Raw genomic sequence first — 19,647 nt, forward strand, 5'->3', positions numbered from 1 at the left:
AGGACGCACGTGCGTGCACAGGATGCGTGGGCCGCGTTCGGCGCTGCTGCAGAACCCTTTCGCCGCGTGTGGCTCACGGCGCTCGACGCGCCGGGTGACGCCCAGGCGACCTATCTGTCACGCTTGCTCGCCGCCAATCGGAACACGGCGTTCGGCATCGCCCACGGGTTTGCCGATATCGCGGATCCGGCACAATTTCGCGAACGCGTGCCGGTTGCCCCCTACGCTGGCGTGTCCCGATGGATCGATCGTGCACTCCAGGAGTCCACTCCGATCCTGACCGCGCAACCGCCACGTTTCTTCGAGCGCACAAGCGGCGGCAGCGAGCAGCAAAAGCTCATTCCCTATACGCCGGCCTTTCTCGAAGAATTGCAGTTCGCACTGGTCGTCTGGCTCTCCGATCTGCATCACGCCGTGCCCGGCGTCGCAGCCGGCCGCGCGTACTGGTCGATGTCGCCTCCGCTGCAAGCGCGCGGCCGCGCTCCCAACGGCATCATGATCGGGTCGGACAGCGATCTCGATTATCTGGCCGACAGCCCGCTCGTCGATCTGCTGCCGACGCTCGTCGTACCATCGCTATCGGGTGATGCTCGCACGTGGCGCACCGAAACGTTGCGCGCGTTGATCGCCGCTCATGATCTGGCCTTCATCAGCGTATGGAGCCCAACCTTCCTGACCAGTCTGCTTCGTCCGCTGTTCGACAACGCCGAACCGCAACGCCGCGACACACTCACCTTCCTGTTCGATTCGCTGCCGCCGAATCGTACGGCCGCGCTGCGGCGCGCACTCGACGATGGTCACTGCGGCCGGCTGTGGCCTCAACTCGCGGCAGTGAGTTGTTGGATGGACGGTCCAAGCAAACACTACGCCGCACATGCCCGCACCTTGTTACCCCAGGCCGCATGGTTTCCGAAAGGCTTGTTTTCCACCGAGGCAGTGGTCAGCCTGCCGTTCGGCGATACGGCCGGCTGTCCCCTCGCCGTCTGCAGCCACTTCCTCGAGTTCCTGCTCGATGATGGAACCGCGATAGGCGTGGAAGAACTGAAGCCGGGCGACACGGTCGAGGTCGTCGTGACGACCGGAGGCGGCCTGTACCGCTATCGGCTCGGCGATCGGGTCCGTGTGACCGGATATGCGGGACGAACGCCATGCGTGACCTTCGTCGGGCGGGCGGACACGCAAAGCGATCTGGTCGGTGAAAAGCTGGACGAAGCCTATCTGGCCGCGTCGCTTTCCAAGTTACTGCAACCAGGCGACGAAGGTTGCGTGATTCCGTGCGCGGACGCGGATCCACCCCATTACCTGCTGTTGCTTGCAAGCGATACGCCGGACGTCGCCACCTTGGGCGTTGCGCTGGAACAGGCTCTCGCCCGCGCTTTTCACTACCGGCACGCACGCACGGTCGGCCAGCTTGGCCCGTTGCGCGCGGTTCGCATACGTGGGGGTGCCGCCCAGCTGGCGGATCTCGTCCAGCGAGCCCACGAGCGTGCATGCATCCGGGCTGGGGATGTCAAACCCCGCGCTCTGGTGGCCAAGCCCGCCGTGGCGAACGCACTCCGCGCATTTATCGAGGACGCGTGCTCATGTTGAACATATCGATCGCATCAACGTGTTCGCCGTGCGACGAATCCGCGCCGGATGCCGATGGCGAAGCCTTCGGCGCACTCGTCGAGCAATGGTATGTCGCGAGCACCGAAGCCGAGGTCAAGCGGGACAAACCGTTCGGTACTCGCGTACTGGGCCTCGGCATCGTGCTATTCCGGGCGGCCGACGGCGAGATCGTCGCGCTCGTCGATCAATGTGTGCATCGCGGCACCCGGTTGTCGGCCGGGAAAGTCGTCGACGGCTGCCTCGTCTGTCCGTATCACGGCTGGCATTACGACCAGCACGGCAGCGTCACCCGAATTCCCAGCATCGACAGCGCAAGCGCCGAATCGACCGGTACGACCTACCCATATCGTCAGCGCAGATTGCCGGTGTTGACTCGGCACGGTCTCGTCTGGGTCTACCGCGGGCGAGGCGATCCAGCGCTGAAGCGACCGTTCGACATGCCACACCACGGCGAACGGCCGTGGCAGTCGTACTATATGATCAATACGTTCGATGGCGATCTCGGTGCACTGGTCGAGAACTTCATGGACGTCCCGCATACGGTGTTCGTGCACGACCGGATTTTTCGTTCATCCACTGGGCGGCGACTACGGGCGACCGTCGAACTGAAGCAGCAAAGCGTCGAGGTCACGTATCACGATGACGGCGACAAGATCGGCATGCTGGATTGGCTGACCAATCCATCCAGGGAACCGCTTCGGCATACCGATCATTTTTATGCACCGAACGTCACGCGATGCGACTATCACTGGGGGAGCCGCTCGAGTTTTCTGATCATCAGCCAGATCACACCGCTCGACACTCGTCGATCGCGTGTCTATACCTACATCGCCTATCGCTTTGCGTTGCCGGCCGCGCTGCTGCGCGCGCTGAAACCACTGCTGCACCTCTACACGCATTCCGTGATCCAGCAAGACGTGCGAATCATGCGTGCGCACCGCGAGGGACTCGACAACGCCGCAGGCTTCACGCCGTCGAGCGTGCGCGCCGATGTGGTCCATATTGCGATCGGACGGTTGCTGGCCGCGACGCAGCGTGGCGAGCCGTTGCCGGATGCGCAATGCGGCACGAAGCCGATGGAATTCGTGATCTGAGCGTGACCAGCGTGATCAGCCGATGCCCGCCGGCTCGAGGCGCACCGCTCACGCGCACCGTATTTCCGTTAGCCTCCTGTCTGGTGCTGGCTCGCGATCAGGCGTGCTCCGCATGCCAGCAAGTCGCCGTCGCATGCGGCGACTTGCCCGTCGAATCGGGCGTGGCCCGACACCGTCGCAATGAAGGTCAGGCCGTGAATCTCGCAGATCGCGGGATCGTGCAAGCGTGCGATTGCGCGCCCGTTGATTCGCGAGTTCGGTGCCCCGGACACAACGCGTCCGCCGTGACTGTGCACATCGCCTTCGATGATGTATCGCTTTTGACCCATGACGTGTCGATCCGGTCCGTCAGTAATCCCAGTTGAAGGTCTGCGGATGCGCCTGCCGCGACGCGGCGTCCGGCGGCGTCAGCATGACGATCGTGGCATGCAGCGGGTCCCTCAGGTTGATCAGTGCGCTCGTCTTCCCGTCACCATAACCCATCATCAGCGCCAGTGCGCTCTGAACCCAGATCGAACTCGTTCCGGTGTCGCCGCCTATACGACGCTGCATGTCGAATGCGTCTTTCGGGTCGTCAATATCGATATGCTGCGGATTGTCGTGCAGCGACTGCACCAGCAACGCGAGATTGGCGGTCGAGGTGCCGGTATCGTAGAACATCCGTCCCGGCTGCTCGCCGGGCGCAAGCGTGCCCACTGCCTGCTGCCAGCCGGCGCGGATCTTTTCGATTCGCTGGCCCTTCTTCAACGGCGCCCCGTGGCCGTTGCTCAGATCGACTCGCACCGGCCGATGCAGATTGGCCAGAACCGGCCATTTGTCGTACTCCTTCAATTGCCACGTCGTCCACGGAATCGGCACCCACGGGTTCGGCTTGAAGCCGTCCGGCATCTTCAGCGCTGCGGTCTTCCAGAACTCGGGGAGCTTCGCGTGCCAATAGTCCCAAGACATTTCATAAACACCGGGCGCTGGCCTGGGATAGGATTTCTGCTGTGCCCAGAAGTAGTTCCACAGCTTGATGACATCAAATTGTGTCTTGGTCTTGTCGATCGCCTCCGGCGCATCGACAACATATGGTCGAATCGTCCGATCGACGCGATCCTTGCGCGTCACCAGCATCGCAACCAAACTATCCGGATATTGCGGAACGAAATTGCCGTTCGCGTTCGACTTGTCCAGATAATCACCGTGTGGCGTGCGCATGTAGCCTCGCGTCACAAGACCATCTTCGGCAAGCACCACGACAGCTGGCAAATCCGGATGCTGGTCGAAGAAATCGAACAGGCGCGCTACCGCCGTGTCGCCATGTTCGCCGTGAATCTCGTCGAGTCTGATGTATAGCGTGTTACCAATGCCCGCGCCGTTATCAGCGCTATTGATGTGGGTCGCCATGCGATCGGCATGCGGATCGGCGACGTTACGGGGCGGTCCCAGCACGACAACGGGAATAGGCCAGTAATCCACCCAGTTGCGCAATGCATAGCCGAACACGTTGTTCTGGCGCTTGGCGTATTCCGAATCGCGCGTATCACTTGACCAGGGATATTGCTTGGGATCTTGCAGCAGCAGCGTTCCGCTCGTCCCAGTTTCATCCAGGCGCATCAATAGTGCCCGTTGCCGGAAGCGGTCAACCGTCACGCCGATACGCCGAATCTCCAATGTGAATTGAGAATCCTGCGATCCCGCTCCGGCCGATGCCACACTCAGAGCAGACTGTGCGGTACTGGCTCCCTCTGGACGTGACGAGTCCTTGCGCAGCGATGCGCCATAGGTAAGGCTCACGCCAGCAGCCAGTAACAGTGGCGGCAGGATCAACAATAGCAATCGCCTTATCATCGTCATATTTTCCAGAAACGAAAATCCATATCTCGCAGTCAACTCGAATGCCACGAGCCAAATCAAAGTGAGGCTCGCGAACAAAAAAATAAATACTCGCGATCCTGATAGACGCGGGACCGATGTTGTCGTCATGTAGCGTCAACCGTGCATATGGTGGGGTGAACGAGCTCGAACCTGCTTGTTGATTTCATCGGTTCTCATCTCGATGGTTTCGCTGACTACGCCTGCAGGAAAGGCCTTGGGAATGACGTCTTCCCCAGGGAAATTCCCTTGGTCGTAATATTCGCAGTTCGCCCTGATGATGTGCAGCGTCTGCTCGTCCAGGTTCGTATGGGCTTTCGTCAATTTGTCGATCCTGCTCATTGGTGTACGCCAGTCGGCGACAGCACGCAGCAGCGTCGCCCAGTCCGGATCGTCCAGCGCACGCGCCTGGCCTACCGACACATCGAACGCAGTCGCACAGCGGTGATTTCTGCGACCACTCATGACCGCCGAGTGATATGAGCTTTCTCCCTTATGCTGATTCATCAGCCGAACCTTGGCTTCATTGAGCGTCTCCTGCCGATAGACGACGATGTGCCCGGGCGACGGCGGTACCGTCGATACGACCCGGCTTACCTTGCACTGATCGTCGGGACCCTTGCCAGCGTTCAGCGACGCCTCGACCTCGGTAGAGGTCGGCAGCGTCCCATCCTCACTCGTTGGCCAGTCGATGGTTTGTGCAGGCAATGCCTGCAACGCACCTTCGCCACTGTTCGTGCTCAATGCAATTTCCGCTTCAAGCTGGTCAATGGCTTGCTTGCCGGGCGCAAACTCGCCGTCATTATTTTTCGAGAGCGGCGTCGCTGCGGTTCCCGGCAGCACATTGCCTTCCATTTCGGGATCGAATGGTGGCGTCAATGCTTCGCCATTGATATTGCGCTGGGTACCCACGCTTATCTGCGCCGATTTGATCCACGTCGTAAAGCCACCGGGCAAGCCATGGGATGTTTCGCCCTTTTCCCGTATCGTAAAGTTTCCGGGCGGAGTACCAACCTGAACCGGCTTGCCCTGTCGCAGACGCCGGGTAAAGACGCGCTGCCGGAAAGCCGCCGACAGCAAATTGATAGTCTCCGGCTTGCCTCCCTGCTGCGCCGCACGCACGTCGATTGAGTCGGGCAGGCCCGAGCAACCCATGCCGTTGACGCCGCTCAGCCCGACGGTCGCATCCTCCGGGCTGAAGTACATATACACTTTGCCGCGATTGTCGCGCTCGGCGAACACGACGCATTCATTGCCTTGCGGCCCGCTCAGGCGCCTCGCCTGCGCGGGATCCCACGTCGGCCCGACGACGCCAAAATTGTCCCGGCCCGGCTCGTACTTCAATTGATCGAATGGTGGCGTCGGATATTTGCCGCTCGCCACATGCCCGACCAGGTTTGCCAGGGTCTTTGCACGCGCATAAGTCGTCTGCTGCTGATCCCCACGTTGCAGCAGCCGATCCATGAACTCCTCGCTCAAGCTGTAGGGCGAGTCGATCAGAACCAACGTGTCGGCAGGGCGGTCAGCGGGGCCACATTGGTTCGGAATCAGTCCCTCGACGAGATAGGCCTGGGCGAGCAGCGATATCAGCGTGCCCTGACTGTGCGCAATGATATTGACCGTCCCGTCCGCGTCGATAAGGCGGATTTGCCGCACCAATGCCGCGAGCCGCCGTGCTGCCAGCACCATGTAATGCCGATTTTCCGCCTCGCGAAGCGGATGCGTCGGGTCACCCTGCATCCTGTCGAGAATTTTCGTCGCCATTCCCCCTTTGAAATTCGAGTCGAACATGTCGGGAATGTTGTTGGTCGCATTGGCGAAGAATCCGCCGTTGCGCGCACGGTGCTCATCGAGGCGATTGCCGAACCGGTCGACGTACTGGCCGTTGACGGTTTCCTTATTGGGGTCCCGGGGCAAATCCTCCTTCCCGACGCGCAATCCCCAATAAAACGGAATCAACGGACTCCTCGTCTCTTCGCTTTCCTGCCGACGATAGATGACGTCGTCCATGTTCTTCATCATGTCGGCAACGCTCACTTGGCTCGGGTCGTTCGCCATGCGGCCGTGCGAGTACTCCGCGCCCTTGAAATCGGTGCGACCGAGGCGGTCGTTCAATCCCTCGCACAGTCCGCCTTCGACCGTGCCGAAATCCGTTCCCAGGTCGTTCACGCCATGGATCAGGATCGTCGTGCACGGGAAACGATTTTGTACGTCGGTATTGACGAACGCATTCTGTGGCCGGTTGCAATTGAGAATCGCCTGATGCTCGCCGACGATCCGGGGCGAAGAGGTTGTGGTATCGGACATGATCGCCTGCCTTAAGCGTCGAAAACCTGAATGTGTGCAATGTGCATCGCGTCGCTCGATGCAAGCTCCGTCAACCCGTGTGCATCCGAGACACCATTAATGACCTGGCCATTGCGCAGCGTGATCTTGTACGGACGATTCGGCACGGGATGCGTACCATCGTCACCGTCGGTGCCCGGGTACCGCAAGCGGAACTTCTGATCGGCTCCTCCGCGATTGAACGCCGGCGGCGCAACGTGGTCCGTCTTCGGACCGACGAAATCATGTCCCGCCGTGTGTGCGGTGAACGCACCGTCGGAACCGACCTCGACGCCGCCACCGACCTTCACGTAGCTTCCGTCTTCCGCGACGAACCGGATCGACTTACCCGAGATCAACACTTCGTCGCCGACCGACATGATCTGTATCCCCTTCTGCGCGGTCGCCGCGAGCGTGTCCTGTTGCGCCTGCAAGACAACGGGGCCTTCGCCGGCAATCGCGCGGACGCCTTCCCCGCGCCCGAACAGGTGGATTCCCTTGCCAGCCGTCGTGATCACGCGCTGCCCCCCGGCGAATTGCAGGTTCTGCTGCGCGATCTGATCGATGTTCTCGCCAGCGTAGGTCACGTAAGTCTTGGGAGTGATATTGAGCGCACCGGCCTTTGCGCCAAATGCCATCAGCGCCTGAGAATCGCCTGCGTCAGCGTTCGGCGCACGATCGCCGCCGGACGCATGACCGCCTGGCGTCCAACCCTTGAAGGCGGTCACGACAGCTTGCTGCCCCGTCGCATCGGTCGCCGTGCCACCGTGCTGTCCGGCGTAATCACCCAACGCCTTGAACAGCTCCGCGCACTCGCCGAGCAATTCGACGAGTTCATCGCGATCAAGCTGTCCGCCGCTCGCCTGAGTACGCGCGTAGGTGGTCAAAAGCATCCCTTGCGCCGCGCGCAACGCGGCTGCCGCGTCGGTGCGCAATTCGGCACCTTGGCCGCGGTCAGCACCCTGTCCGTTATCACGCGGTTGCGTCAGATAGCCGAGATTCAACTGACTATGCGCGTGCTCCGATGCAAGCTGCGCGCTGATTTGTTGCGGTGTGTCGTCGAGACGAAGTTGGTTGTAGCGCTGCCCCTTGATTTCCTTCGTCTTGATACCGGAAAGAAAGCGATTGCCGGGCAAACTGCCGGTATGAGTGAAACTCGCCGGCATGTTCGCGCCGTTTGCCAGTACGCCGATGATGACCAACCTGTCCGGATCTCCGCCGAGGCTCCCGAGCAGAACTTCGGTGCCCACCCGCGGCAAGAACGTCTCGCCGAAATTCGGCCCGGCCAGACTGGATGCCACGCGAATCGGTGCGCTGTCGCTCTCGTTGCTGTTTGTCCCGGCACCCTGCGCGTGCGCATGATCGCGGGAATCCTGCCCGAGAATCTGCACGAACACGCAGCCATTCTCGTCGCAACTGACTTCCTCGCCATCGGCCCCGACCACGCGCCCGGTAATCAACGGCGTCGGCGGAAGGTCAGTCTTGGGATCGTAAGGCGGCGTGAGAGGCGTGCCACGCGGCACGCACGAGAACGTATTTTCGTAGCGCGTATCCTGACCAGACGGATCTCCATCGCTCAGCGACTGTGGTTGCTGAAGCGTGTGGCTGGCGGCGAACAGTGCCTGCGCGCGCTCGCTCAACCCTTTGGGCAGATTGTTCCAGATCTCGTGGTGCAATGATGTAATCACGAATTGCTGCTTGTCGGACGGGAGCGCGCCCCACTCGTCCTCTCCGGCGATCGTGATCCATGCGCCGACTGCAAGGTCGCGAATTCCGCTCACGCCGTCGTATCGCACCGCCTGCGCTTCATGAGCCAGAATGCGATCTTCCGTCATCCGTTCGTGGTCTGCCCACGAGTCCGCCATATGCGGGACGTCGATCACGATGTCCGTCAGCAATTTCGCGAGATCGTTACCCGATTCGCCTTGATCGATCCTTGTCGATGCACTGGACTGGTCCACGCGGGCATATCGATAGTCCCACGAAGGGCGCCCCGATTCCCCCGAAATCAGTTGCTGACGCATCGTCAGAGCGGTGATGGTATCGCGCTGTTCCGTTCCAGCGTCTCGTGGATGAACCCGCACTATACCCGCGGCGGACTCGCCCAGTTTCCGAGGGTCATCGCAGAACACCAGCGCATGCACGGGAGAATCGCCGTCTTTCGTCTCCCCGCTTACCCGTCCGGCGCGCACGAACAGCGTGATGCCGTCGCGACGCGCAATCCGGGAGATGAAACGGGCATCAGATTCGTTGACCTGACGTACGAAAGAGCGAACCGGATAGCGGGATCTATCGAGTTGCGACAGGTCGAACTCGAACGCCTGCGCAAGGGCCACACTACGCTGTCGCCATTCGCTCAGGACGACGCCAAGTACATCGACCACGCTCACGTTACGAAAGATGCGAGAGTTGGTGCGCTTGTGCAGCAGGTTCAACGCGTCAGTCACGGCGAACTGGTAAACCGTCAACTCCCCGTCGGTCCGTCCGACCTGAACGGCGCTAATAATTGCGTTGATGGCATGCACTTGGCCGCGGTCCGTGACGATACCGATTGAGACCGGCGCTCCAATGAAAAGCTTCGGAGGCAGATCGCCCTGCTGAGAAATGCAGGTCAAATGACCGCTGATGCCTGTCATCATGCTTTCACGAATGCTCGCGTGCTGCAACGCGATCTTCGACCCCAGCGCGTGCTGCGCCTTACCCCAATTCAGCACGACTGGCCGGCGATTCGCATCGATTCCCGATACGAAATTGCGGAATGACTCTCGGATATTCACGACCGTCTCTCAGTTTGATTCATTATGATCCGCCGGATGTTGCTGTTCTAAATAGCGGGCGGCTGCGCGCGAGTTTACCAAAATGTGACACACAGGTAACAAATCGGTATGCCGATTAGCAATTTTTCATGTTATTTGACGAAAAACACTTTCCGTCGCTCTATCTGAAGCGACGGGAATGCTCGAATGCCGGCTATCCCCCAAGTCTCTCGACGCAGAGCATTTTTCAAAGCCCACCGCACGCGGACCGGAACCGACATTACGCGCATGTAGGTGCCAATCTGCTACGTTCGAGTTCGCCGCCTCACTCCCCAGCGATCAGGCAGGACCGCTGCCCGCAAGCCCTCCACCACAGCTCGGCCCCCCATCCCGCCCCCAATTAATCGCCCTTGACACTCTATCTTTCGATATATATCTTTAGATATGTTTTACGAAATATAGGACACGATCATGCGACACAACCCCTCCCGCGGCCATGCCCGATGCGACGGTCATGGTGCGCATGCCGGCCCTGACTGGTTTGCCGGCGTCTTGCACGCGATCGGCCGCCATCGCCGCGGCCACGATCCGTTTGGCGGCGGCAACCCGTTCGGCGGCCGGGGCGGGCGCGGCGGCTTTGGCGATTTCGGCGACGACGCGATGCCGCGCGGCCGCCAGTTCAGCTCCGACGATCTCCAGCTGCTGCTGCTCGCGCTGGTGGCCGAACAACCGAGCCACGGCTACGAACTGATCAAGGCGCTCGACACGCGCTCGAACGGTTTCTACAGCCCGAGCCCCGGCATGGTGTATCCGGCGCTCACGTATCTCGACGAAGTCGGCTTCGTCGCGTCGCAGGCGGAAGGCAACCGCAAGCGCTATGCGCTGACCGACGCCGGCCGCGTGCATCTCGACGCTCAGCGCGAAAGAGTCGACACGCTGTTCGCGCGCCTCACGCACCTCGCTCGCAAGATGGAATTCATGCGCCGCGCGTTCGCCGGGGAATCGGCGGGCGCCGACGCGCAGGACGAATCGCAGGCCGGCTGGCTGCCGGAATTCGTCGAGGCGCGTCTCGCGCTCAAGCGCGCGCTGCTGCACAAGAGCGCCGCCGATGCCGACGAACAGCGCCGCATCGCGGCCATCATGCGCCGCGCGACGGCTGAAATCGAAGGCGGCGCCGGCGCGTGATCCGCGCCGCCCCGTCACCACCCAAGGAGAACGGATCGATGCAGAACACGTCCGAACGCACCGTCACCCGCGTGCGCCACACCCTCAAGTTCCGCCTGCTGCAGGTGCTGCGCGTGCATACCGTGACGCCGCACCTGCTGCGCGTCACGCTCGGCGGCCCCGATCTCGCGGATTTCGAATCCGCGTCGTTCGACGATCACGTGAAGGTCTTTTTCCCGCCGCCCGGCGCGGAACGGCCCGCGCTGCCGACGCTCGGCGCGAACGGCCCCGAGTTTCCGGAAGGCGAACCGAAGCCGGTCGCGCGCGACTTCACGCCGCGCCGCTTCGATCGCGCCGCCGGAGAACTCGATCTGGAATTCGTGCTGAACCATCCCGGCCCCGCATCGCAGTGGGCCGCGCAAGCGCGTGTCGGCCAATGGCTCGGCATCGGCGGCCCGCGCGGTTCGTTCGTGGTCCCGACCGATTTCGACTGGCATTTGCTGATCGGCGACGATACGGCGCTGCCGGCCATCGCACGACGCCTTGAGGAACTGCCGGCCGGTGCGCGCGCGGCGGTCGTGCTGGAAGTCGCGGATCGCACCGCGCAGATCTCGTTCGAGACGCGCGCCGACGTGCATGAAATCTGGCGCTTCCGCGCCGAAGCCGACACGGCGAACGGCGACACGCTGCTGAACGCCGTCCGCGATCTGCCGCTGCCGCCGTCCGGCGACGGCTACGTGTGGGCAGCCGGCGAAGCACTGTCGATGCGCGCGGTGCGCCAGCACCTGACCGGCGAACGCGGCATCGACAAGTCGCGCATCCGCGCGGCGGCCTACTGGAAGCGCGGCGCGGCGGCCGTGCACGAAACGCTGGAAGACTGAGCGGGGGCGCCCGGTTGCCGGGCGGTTGCAACAATCGTGGCGCCCGCGCAGCAGCGGGCTTGGCACCGGCATCGCGGCTGGTATATATCTATGTCTGCGCGCCGCTGTCGGGCGACAGCCGCCGCAGCCCGCCCAGGAGCGCCCGGTCATGACAAAAGAAAGCCACGCTTCGCCCTTCCTTCGCCACCTGAAGATCGCCGGCTATTGCGGCCTCGCCGCGGTCGTCGTCGCGCTGTTCGTCGCGATGTGCGCGATCCTCACGGAAAGCGCCCTCGACCGCGATACCGCGCGGCATCCGGCCGATACACCCGAGCTGCGCGACGCAGGAGGCGGCCCGTCCGCGTCGGCCGAATCGGCGCGCACGCCCGGCTCGTCCGGCTGACGGCGTCCTGCCGCTTCCTTGCACCTACGGCGCCTGCCGGCGCCCCATCACGACCGCATGCACCGAATCGCCGAGCCGTTCGAGCAGCGCGGTCACGCGGTGCCCGTACAGGTGTGCGGCCAGCGCGCCGACCGTGCCGACCAGCACGCCGCCCGCCATGTCGAACGGCCAGTGCACGCCCGCATAGACGCGCCCCCATGCGATCGCCACGGCCATCGCGGCCATCACGAAACCGGTGACCCGCGTCGTGCCGCCGAGCAGCAGGCCGACCGCCATGCTCCACGCGAACGTCATGTGATCGCTCGGAAACGAGCTGTCCGGCGCATGCGGAATCAACTGCGTGCCGACGCCGGCCATGAACGGGCGCGGCGAGAACCAGACATGCCCGAGCGCCTGCGCGAGCACGAGCGCCACGCAGACGCCGACGCCGGCTTCGATCGCCTGGCGCCGCGCGGGGCGCGCACCGAAGATCCAGGTCAGCAGCAGCATCGCGGGCAGCGCATAGACGAGCCAGTCGGCGGCGAAGATCGCGAGGCGGGCAACGCCCGGGTGCGGCGCACCCCCGGCGTTGATGGCGGAAAAGAGGGCGAGATTGAGGTTCTGCATGAATCCGGTTGCGTGAGGCATGAATGATCGGCCAGTGGCCCGGCCAGAGACGAACGATGCTAGGACGTGACCGCTTAGGCGGTGCTTAAGGCGGCGGCCGCCCGGACAAGGACCGCGCGGCGAACGCACTTAGAACCTGCACTGCAACACAAGTTCACACAATTGTCATATTCCCGCGCCGGGCTTCCCGCAAAAGCTCACCCTGCTTCCCGTAAAGACTCACCTTTTTCACATGATGGCGTCATCGACGCGTGCGACGCTGACGCGGCCGGGTGCCGACACCGCCGTTTTACACCGTTCATCTCAATATTTACGCCGCAAATAATTCGAAATCGGCAACAATTAATTCCATATGCGGCATCGCACAACGGCAACGCACAGGCATACGATTACGACCACTCATCCACGAAGCGATCAACAACAAGGAGTCCGCATGAAACCCAGCGATGTCCGATCGAAAGCGTTTGCGATGCCGTTGACCAGCCCTGCGTTCCCGATGGGCCCGTACCGTTTCGTCGATCGTGAGTTTCTGATCATCACGTACCGCACCGATCCGGACCGCCTTCGTGAAATCGTCCCCGAGCCGCTGCAAATCACCGAGCCGCTCGTGCATTACGAATTCATTCGCATGGCCGATTCGACCGGCTTCGGCGATTACACCGAAAGCGGCCAGGTGATCCCCGTCGAATACGACGGCCAGCCGGGCGGCTATACGCTCGCGATGTATCTCGACGATCACCCGCCGATCGCCGGCGGCCGCGAGCTGTGGGGTTTCCCGAAGAAGCTCGCGTCGCCCACGCTGCACGTGAACACCGATCACCTCCTCGGCACGCTCGACTACGGCAAGGTGCGCGTCGCGACCGGCACGATGGGCTACAAGCACAAGGAACTCGACATCGACGAGCAGACGAAACGGCTCGCCGGCCCCAATTTCCTGCTGAAGATCATCCCGCACGTCGACGGCACCGCGCGCGTATGCGAACTGGTGCGCTATTACATGCAGGACATCAAGATGAAGGGCGCATGGACGGGCCCGGCATCGCTCGAGCTGGCGCCGCACGCGCTCGCGCCGGTGGCCGACCTGCCCGTGCTCGAGATCGTCGAAGCCCGGCACATCGTCGCAGATTTGACATTGGGCCTCGGCGAAGTCGTCTACGATTATCTGGCCCAGTAACACGTCCGCACTCCTTTCTCCCTGTCAATCCTTTCACCACGGGAATTCGAACATGAGCAACCTGAATGGCAAGACCGCAGTCGTCACGGGCGCCGCGAGCGGCATCGGCAAGGAAATCGCGCTGGAGCTGGCCAAGGCAGGCGCGGCCGTCGCGATCGCCGACCTGAACCAGGACGGCGCGAACGCGGTCGCCGACGAGATCGTCAAGGCAGGCGGCAAGGCGATCGGCGTCGCGATGGACGTGACCAACGAGGACGCCGTGAACAGCGGCATCGACAAGGTGGCCGACGCGTTCGGCTCGGTCGACATCCTCGTGTCGAACGCCGGCATCCAGATCGTCAACCCGATCGAGAACTACTCGTTCGCCGACTGGAAGAAGATGCAGGCGATCCACGTGGACGGCGCGTTCCTGACGACGAAGGCCGCGCTCAAGCACATGTACAAGGACGATCGCGGCGGCGTCGTGATCTACATGGGCTCGGTGCACTCGCACGAGGCGTCGCCGCTGAAGTCGGCGTACGTGACGGCCAAGCATGGCCTGCTCGGCCTGGCCCGCGTGCTGGCGAAGGAAGGCGCGAAGCACAACGTGCGCTCGCACGTCGTGTGTCCGGGCTTCGTGCGCACGCCGCTGGTCGACAAGCAGATTCCGGAGCAGGCGAAGGAGCTCGGGATCAGCGAAGAGGACGTGATCAAGAAGGTGATGCTCGGCAACACGGTCGACGGCGTGTTCACGACGGTGCAGGACGTCGCGCAGACGGTGCTGTTCCTGTCGGCGTTCCCGAGCGCCGCGCTCACCGGCCAGTCGTTCGTCGTCAGCCACGGCTGGTTCATGCAGTAACGCCGGCGTTTCCCCGACGGTAGGCGACTTCCGCGCCACCGCCCTTCTCGAGATGGCGTGCCGTCGATCGACGTCACGCCATCCATCACCGCCGTCCACGGCGGGATTTCTCGGAGCAACTGATGAAACCGCACGCGCGTACAGAAAAGCAGGCCGTCGATGCGGCGGACCTGCGCCACGAAGCCGGCGCGCCGGCCGCTGCGCGGTCGCTGCCGTACGAAACGATCGCGCTCGTCCTGCAGGGCGGCGGCGCGCTCGGCGCGTATCAGGCCGGCGTATTCGAAGGGCTGCATGAAGCAGGCATTCCGCTCGACTGGATCGCGGGCATCTCGATCGGCGCGCTCAACACCGCGCTGATCGCCGGCAATGCGCCCGAGCATCGCGTCGAGCGCCTGCGCGAATTCTGGGAAACGATCTGCCAGCCGGCGTTCTTCCCGACGATTCCGGCCGCGTTCGAATTCGCGCTGTTCAACAGCATCGATCAGATCCGCACGTTCTTCACCGCGTCGCAGGCCGCCAGCGCGATGATGCAGGGTCAGCAGGGCTTTTTCGTGCCGCGCTTTCCGCCGCCGCTGCCGGGCGTGTCCGACCATCCGGAAAAAATCAGCTGGTACGACACGTCGGCGCTGCGCACGACGCTGCTGAAACTGTGCGATTTCGACCGGATCAATTCGGGCGAGACGCGCGTGTCGGTCGGCGCGGTCAACGTCGGTACCGGCAACTTCGTGTACTTCGACAATTCGCGCATCCGTCTCGAGCCCGAGCATTTCATGGCGTCCGGTGCGTTGCCGCCCGCGTTCCCGCCCGTCGAGATCGACGGCGAGTACTACTGGGACGGCGGCGTCGTGTCGAACACACCTCTGATGGAAGTGCTGCGCGCCCGCCCGCGCAGCGACACGCTCGCGTTCCAGGTCGATCTGTGGAGCGCGCGCGGGCCGCTGCCGCGCACGATGGCCGACGTCGCCGAGCGCACGAAGGACGTGCAGTATTCGAGCCGCACGCGTTTCGTCACCGACACGCTGCAGCGCGAACAGCGCTACCGCAACGTGCTGCGCCACGTGCTCGAACAGGTGCCGGAAGAACAGCGCAAGAACGATCCGTGGTGCATCGAGGCCGAAGCGATGTCGAGCGGCAAGAAGTACAACATCCAGCACCTGATCTATCAGCAGAAAGCGTACGAGCATCACTACAAGGACTATCAGTTCGGTCTGTCGACGATGCGCGACCACTGGTCCGCGGGTCTCGACGACATCCGCAAGACGCTCGCGGTGAAGGACGGCCTCGCGCTGCCCGTCAACGACGCGGGCTTCGTCACGCACGACATTCACCGCCGCCGGTAATGCCGTGTGCCACGGGCCGGCGCGCCGCCTGCGCCGGCCCGTCCTCCTTTCCGATTCGACATGCCGATTTTCATTGCGCTGCTCGCGCTCATCGCCCTGGGCTGGGGCGCCGTTCACCTGTTTCACGTCATCGCCGCGCAGTTCGGCCCGCCGGTCGCGATCGCGGCCGCCGTGCTGGCCGCCGCGCTCCTGATCGCGCTGATTGCGTGGTGGCTGAAGCGCCGTCGCGACATCGCACCGAACACGAAAGAAGAAGGCTGGACGCATATCGTGCATCGCGCGTGGGGCGAGTTGCGCGTGTCCGCGACGCAAGGGCTGCTGTGGCTGTCGCATGACGGCGCGGACGGCCGCTATACGCTGTCGCAGCTCGACGGCTGCGAGGCCGCGCCGATCGACGGCCGCTGGCATCTCGTCGTGCGCGTGCGCGACGCCGTGCGCGGCGAATGGAAGCTGCCGATGATGGACAAGCGCGATGCGCAGCGCTGGGCGCGCGTGCTCACGCTCGCGAAGGACAACCGGCTCTGAACGCGCGTTGGGCCGCACGGCTCGCGCGCGTCAGCCGCACGACGGACGCTATCGCGCGCGGAGCGCCCGCAGCGCATCGAGCACGTGCTGCGTCGCCCGTTCGACCGGGCCGGCTCGATGCGCAATCCCCAATTCACGCCACAACGCCGGGCGTAGCGGCCGCATCACGATGCGCGCATCCGGCAGCGGCGCGCCCGCCTCATGCGGCAGCAGCGTCGCGCCGTATCCTGCGGCGACCAGGCTCTTGATCGCGTCGTTGTAGTTGAGTTCGATCCGCGGCTCGGGCCGGTGGCCGCCGAGCGCGAACCATTCGGTCGTGAGCCGCGACAGGCGCGTCGTCGCATCGTTGAGAATCAGCGGCCGCTCGGCCAGATACGCGGACGTCACACGCGCCGGAAGCGGCCAGTCCGCGGGCAGGAAGGCCATCACCGGATCGCGACGCCACGGGTGGATCGACAGCCCCGCGACCGGCGCTTGCGGCAGCGCGACCAGCCCGACATCGAGCGTGCCTTGCGCAAGGCGCGCCAGCGTGTCCTGCGACGTGAGCACCGCGATCTGCACGTCGATATCCGGATGCTGCGCGCGCAATCCGGCCACCGCCTGCGGCAACAGGTGCGCGATCGCGCCGGTCGATGCGCCGAGGCGGACGCGCCCGGTCAACCCCTGCACCTGTCGCTGCACGTCGTCCAGCGTGGATTCGACTTCCGCCAGCAGACGCCGCGCCCGCTCCACCAGCACTTCGCCGATCACCGAAGGACGCACGTTGCCGCGCGTGCGGGACAGCAGCGGCGCGCCGATGCGGCTTTCCAGCTCGGCGACATGCAGGCTGACGGTCGGCGGCGCGAGATGAAGCCATTGCGCCGCCGCCACGAAGGATCCGTGGTCAGCGATCGCGACCAGCGTACGCAGGCGGTCCAGACTGATCTCGCGCATCACACACCTCTCGTTCAGAAAAGCTGAATCGGACGGTCAGCAAATTCAACTTTTCCTATTCTAGGCGTTCGGTGGACGATACGGTTTCCCCCGACGACCGAACGCGACGCACACGACCATCATGAGCTTCCCCACTGTCTTCATCGACGGCGACCAGGGCACGACCGGGTTGCAGATTCACGCGCGTCTGCGCGAGCGCACCGACCTGCGGCTGCTCACGCTTCCCGCCGCCGAACGCAAGGACGCGGCCCGCCGCGCCGACGCACTCAACGCGTGCGATATCGCGATCCTGTGCCTGCCCGATGCGGCCGCACGCGAAGCGGTCGGCTTCATTCGGAACCCGGCGGTACGCGTAATCGACGCGAGTTCGGCCCATCGCACGCAGCCCGACTGGGTCTACGGCTTTCCCGAGATGGCCGACGGACAAGCGCAACACATCGCGCAGGCGAAGCGCGTGACCAATCCGGGCTGCTACCCGACGGGCGCGATCGGCCTGCTGCGCCCGCTGCTGCAGGCCGGGCTGCTGCCGCGCGACTACCCGGTGAGCATCCACGCGGTGTCCGGTTACTCGGGCGGCGGAAGGGCCGCCGTCGACGCGTTCGAATCGGGCGACGCCGCCGCACACGCGTTGCCGCTGCAGGTCTACGGCCTCGCGCTCGAGCACAAGCACGTGCCCGAGATCCGGCAGCATGCGGGGCTCGCGCACCGTCCGTTCTTCGTGCCGGCCTACGGTGCCTATCGGCAAGGCATCGTGCTCACCATCCCGATCGAGCTGCGCCTGCTGCCGGCCGAGGTGACCGGTGAGCGGCTGCATGCGTGTCTTGCGCACCATTACGCGGACGCGCGTCACGTCGACGTGATGCCACTCGCGGACACACGCGCGGCCACGCATCTCGATCCGCAAACGCTGAACGGCACCAACGACCTGCGGCTCGGCGTGTTCGTCAACGCAGACGGCGGCCAGGTGCTGCTGTCCGCCGTGTTCGACAATCTCGGCAAAGGGGCATCCGGCGCCGCCGTGCAGAATCTCGACTTGATGCTCGGTGCGCGACACGCGGCGTGACGCGCCCGCAGGCATCGTCGACGGTGCCTGCGCATGCCCCCCGTAAAAGCTCACCTTTAGCCGGTTTCAGGCCGTATCGTCACCCGCGGCGGCATTCAGGCCGGCCAGCGTCTCCACCAGAAAATCCACGCATACGCGCACCTTCGCCGACGCCGCGACGCGCTCCGGATACACGGCCCAGATGTTCGCGGGCTGGACCGCGTCCGGCAGCACGCGGCACAACGCACCGCGCTCGATCAGCGGCCCGGCTTCCCAGATCGAGCGCAGCACGATCCCGCGCCCGGCCAGCGCCCATTGCACGGCCACCTCGCCGTGGTTCGTCGACAGCGCGCCGCCGACCTTCACCGTCGCCGTTTCGCCGCGCACGGTCAGCCGCCATACGCCGAACGGATGATCGCGCTCCTTGATCGCGAGACAGTCGTGCGACGCCAGATCCGCGAGCGAGCGCGGCGTCCCGCGGCGGGCGAGATAGTCGGGCGATGCGCACAGCACGCGATGGTTCGCGGCAAGCCGGCGCGCGATCAGGTGATCGGCGATGTCGTCGCCGATGCGCACGTCGAGGTCGTAGCCTTCGCCGGCCACATCGACGAGCCGGTCGAACAGATCGAGCCGCACGTTCAGTTGCGGATAGCGCGCGCTGAAGTCGAGCAGCGCCGGCGCGACGACGTGCCGGCCGAAGCCGAAGCTGCTCGACATGCGCAACGTGCCGCGCGGCACCGTGCGCGTGGTCGACACGTCCTCGACGAGATGATCGACGTCGTCCAGGATCTTTTCGGCGCGCGCGAACACGCGTTCGCCGGCTTCGGTGACCGTCATGCGGCGCGTCGAGCGATGCAGCAGGCGCGTGCCGAGCTGCGCCTCGAGCATCGCGACGCGCTTGCTGACATACGCGGGCGACACCGCGAGCTGCTCGGCGGCCGCGCTGAAGCTCGCGAGGCGGACCACCAGGCTGAACACGCGCAGGTCGTCGAGGTTCGGCGATTTATTCACGATTCGTGGAAAGTCGATTAACTTTTGAGCGATTTTAATCCAGATGGAAATAAATAGAATGGCGTGACGGGCCGTTGCCTTCCCGGCGGCCGGCCAACCAGACAAGGA

General features: G+C 63.9%; 17 protein-coding genes. 10 read left to right on the plus strand and 7 right to left on the minus strand.

Features of this window, described 5'->3' with window-relative positions:
* The first annotated feature begins 9 nt into the window (after nucleotides 1-9).
* Together JYG37_RS24910 and JYG37_RS24915 are read left to right on the plus strand one after the other, a co-directional pair.
* Nucleotides 10-1,590: a GH3 family acyl-acid amido synthetase gene (locus tag JYG37_RS24910; RefSeq protein ID WP_050017215.1), complete on the plus strand. Its 1,581-nt coding sequence runs from the start codon at nucleotides 10-12 to the stop codon at nucleotides 1,588-1,590.
* Nucleotides 1,584-2,705, plus strand: coding sequence for a Rieske 2Fe-2S domain-containing protein (locus JYG37_RS24915; protein ID WP_089489944.1), 1,122 nt, complete (start codon nucleotides 1,584-1,586; stop codon nucleotides 2,703-2,705). The genes JYG37_RS24910 and JYG37_RS24915 overlap by 7 nt, the downstream gene beginning before the upstream one ends.
* A gap of 68 nt (nucleotides 2,706-2,773) precedes the next feature.
* Here the strand turns inward: JYG37_RS24915 and JYG37_RS24920 are convergent, their stop codons facing one another.
* The 4 genes from JYG37_RS24920 to JYG37_RS24935 form a co-directional block, all read right to left on the minus strand.
* Nucleotides 2,774-3,034, minus strand: a complete 261-nt coding sequence (locus tag JYG37_RS24920) for a PAAR domain-containing protein (RefSeq protein WP_012339060.1) — start codon at nucleotides 3,032-3,034, stop codon at nucleotides 2,774-2,776.
* Nucleotides 3,035-3,053: 19 nt separating this feature from the next.
* On the minus strand, nucleotides 3,054-4,592 hold the full coding sequence (locus tag JYG37_RS24925; RefSeq protein WP_244138034.1) for a type VI lipase adapter Tla3 domain-containing protein: 1,539 nt from the start codon (nucleotides 4,590-4,592) through the stop codon (nucleotides 3,054-3,056).
* A gap of 87 nt (nucleotides 4,593-4,679) precedes the next feature.
* Nucleotides 4,680-6,869 (minus strand): T6SS effector phospholipase Tle3 domain-containing protein, encoded by a 2,190-nt coding sequence (locus JYG37_RS24930; protein WP_089489942.1) that lies wholly within the window; start codon nucleotides 6,867-6,869, stop codon nucleotides 4,680-4,682.
* 11 nt (nucleotides 6,870-6,880) lie between these two features.
* Nucleotides 6,881-9,664, minus strand: coding sequence for a type VI secretion system Vgr family protein (locus JYG37_RS24935; protein WP_124557157.1), 2,784 nt, complete (start codon nucleotides 9,662-9,664; stop codon nucleotides 6,881-6,883).
* Between the two features lie 450 nt (nucleotides 9,665-10,114).
* On the opposite strand from JYG37_RS24935, the gene JYG37_RS24940 reads away from it, so the two are divergent.
* From JYG37_RS24940 to JYG37_RS24950, 3 genes are all read left to right on the plus strand, one after another.
* Nucleotides 10,115-10,828, plus strand: a complete 714-nt coding sequence (locus tag JYG37_RS24940; RefSeq protein ID WP_089489940.1) for a PadR family transcriptional regulator — start codon at nucleotides 10,115-10,117, stop codon at nucleotides 10,826-10,828.
* 38 nt (nucleotides 10,829-10,866) lie between these two features.
* A complete protein-coding gene (locus tag JYG37_RS24945; RefSeq protein WP_124557156.1) occupies nucleotides 10,867-11,688 on the plus strand; it encodes a siderophore-interacting protein in 822 nt (273 codons plus the stop codon).
* 148 nt (nucleotides 11,689-11,836) lie between these two features.
* Nucleotides 11,837-12,070 carry a hypothetical protein gene (locus tag JYG37_RS24950; RefSeq protein WP_050017222.1) on the plus strand — a complete coding sequence of 78 codons (234 nt, stop codon included), beginning with the start codon at nucleotides 11,837-11,839 and terminating at the stop codon, nucleotides 12,068-12,070.
* Nucleotides 12,071-12,094: 24 nt separating this feature from the next.
* Here JYG37_RS24950 and JYG37_RS24955 read toward each other — a convergent pair whose 3' ends face one another.
* Nucleotides 12,095-12,676, minus strand: coding sequence for a phosphatase PAP2 family protein (locus JYG37_RS24955; protein ID WP_209939699.1), 582 nt, complete (start codon nucleotides 12,674-12,676; stop codon nucleotides 12,095-12,097).
* Between the two features lie 433 nt (nucleotides 12,677-13,109).
* Between JYG37_RS24955 and JYG37_RS24960 the strand changes: the two genes are divergently transcribed.
* From JYG37_RS24960 to JYG37_RS24975, 4 genes are all read left to right on the plus strand, one after another.
* Nucleotides 13,110-13,850 carry an acetoacetate decarboxylase gene (locus JYG37_RS24960; protein WP_050017224.1) on the plus strand — a complete coding sequence of 247 codons (741 nt, stop codon included), beginning with the start codon at nucleotides 13,110-13,112 and terminating at the stop codon, nucleotides 13,848-13,850.
* Nucleotides 13,851-13,902: 52 nt separating this feature from the next.
* Entirely contained in the window at nucleotides 13,903-14,688 is a 786-nt protein-coding gene (locus JYG37_RS24965) for a 3-hydroxybutyrate dehydrogenase (protein WP_050017225.1), read from the plus strand.
* Between the two features lie 122 nt (nucleotides 14,689-14,810).
* Nucleotides 14,811-16,028: a patatin-like phospholipase family protein gene (locus JYG37_RS24970; protein WP_050013490.1), complete on the plus strand. Its 1,218-nt coding sequence runs from the start codon at nucleotides 14,811-14,813 to the stop codon at nucleotides 16,026-16,028.
* 60 nt (nucleotides 16,029-16,088) lie between these two features.
* A complete protein-coding gene (locus JYG37_RS24975; protein ID WP_050013489.1) occupies nucleotides 16,089-16,553 on the plus strand; it encodes a hypothetical protein in 465 nt (154 codons plus the stop codon).
* A gap of 48 nt (nucleotides 16,554-16,601) precedes the next feature.
* Here JYG37_RS24975 and JYG37_RS24980 read toward each other — a convergent pair whose 3' ends face one another.
* On the minus strand, nucleotides 16,602-17,486 hold the full coding sequence (locus JYG37_RS24980) for a LysR family transcriptional regulator (RefSeq protein WP_050013488.1): 885 nt from the start codon (nucleotides 17,484-17,486) through the stop codon (nucleotides 16,602-16,604).
* A gap of 121 nt (nucleotides 17,487-17,607) precedes the next feature.
* On the opposite strand from JYG37_RS24980, the gene argC reads away from it, so the two are divergent.
* A complete protein-coding gene (gene argC / locus JYG37_RS24985) occupies nucleotides 17,608-18,549 on the plus strand; it encodes an N-acetyl-gamma-glutamyl-phosphate reductase (protein ID WP_050013487.1) in 942 nt (313 codons plus the stop codon).
* 66 nt (nucleotides 18,550-18,615) lie between these two features.
* Here argC and JYG37_RS24990 read toward each other — a convergent pair whose 3' ends face one another.
* Entirely contained in the window at nucleotides 18,616-19,539 is a 924-nt protein-coding gene (locus JYG37_RS24990) for a LysR substrate-binding domain-containing protein (RefSeq protein ID WP_050013486.1), read from the minus strand.
* Between the last annotated feature and the right edge of the window lie 108 nt (nucleotides 19,540-19,647).

Origin of the sequence: Burkholderia sp. LAS2 (genome assembly GCF_018417615.1) — a bacterium.
GTDB classification, from domain to species: domain Bacteria; phylum Pseudomonadota; class Gammaproteobacteria; order Burkholderiales; family Burkholderiaceae; genus Burkholderia; species Burkholderia sola.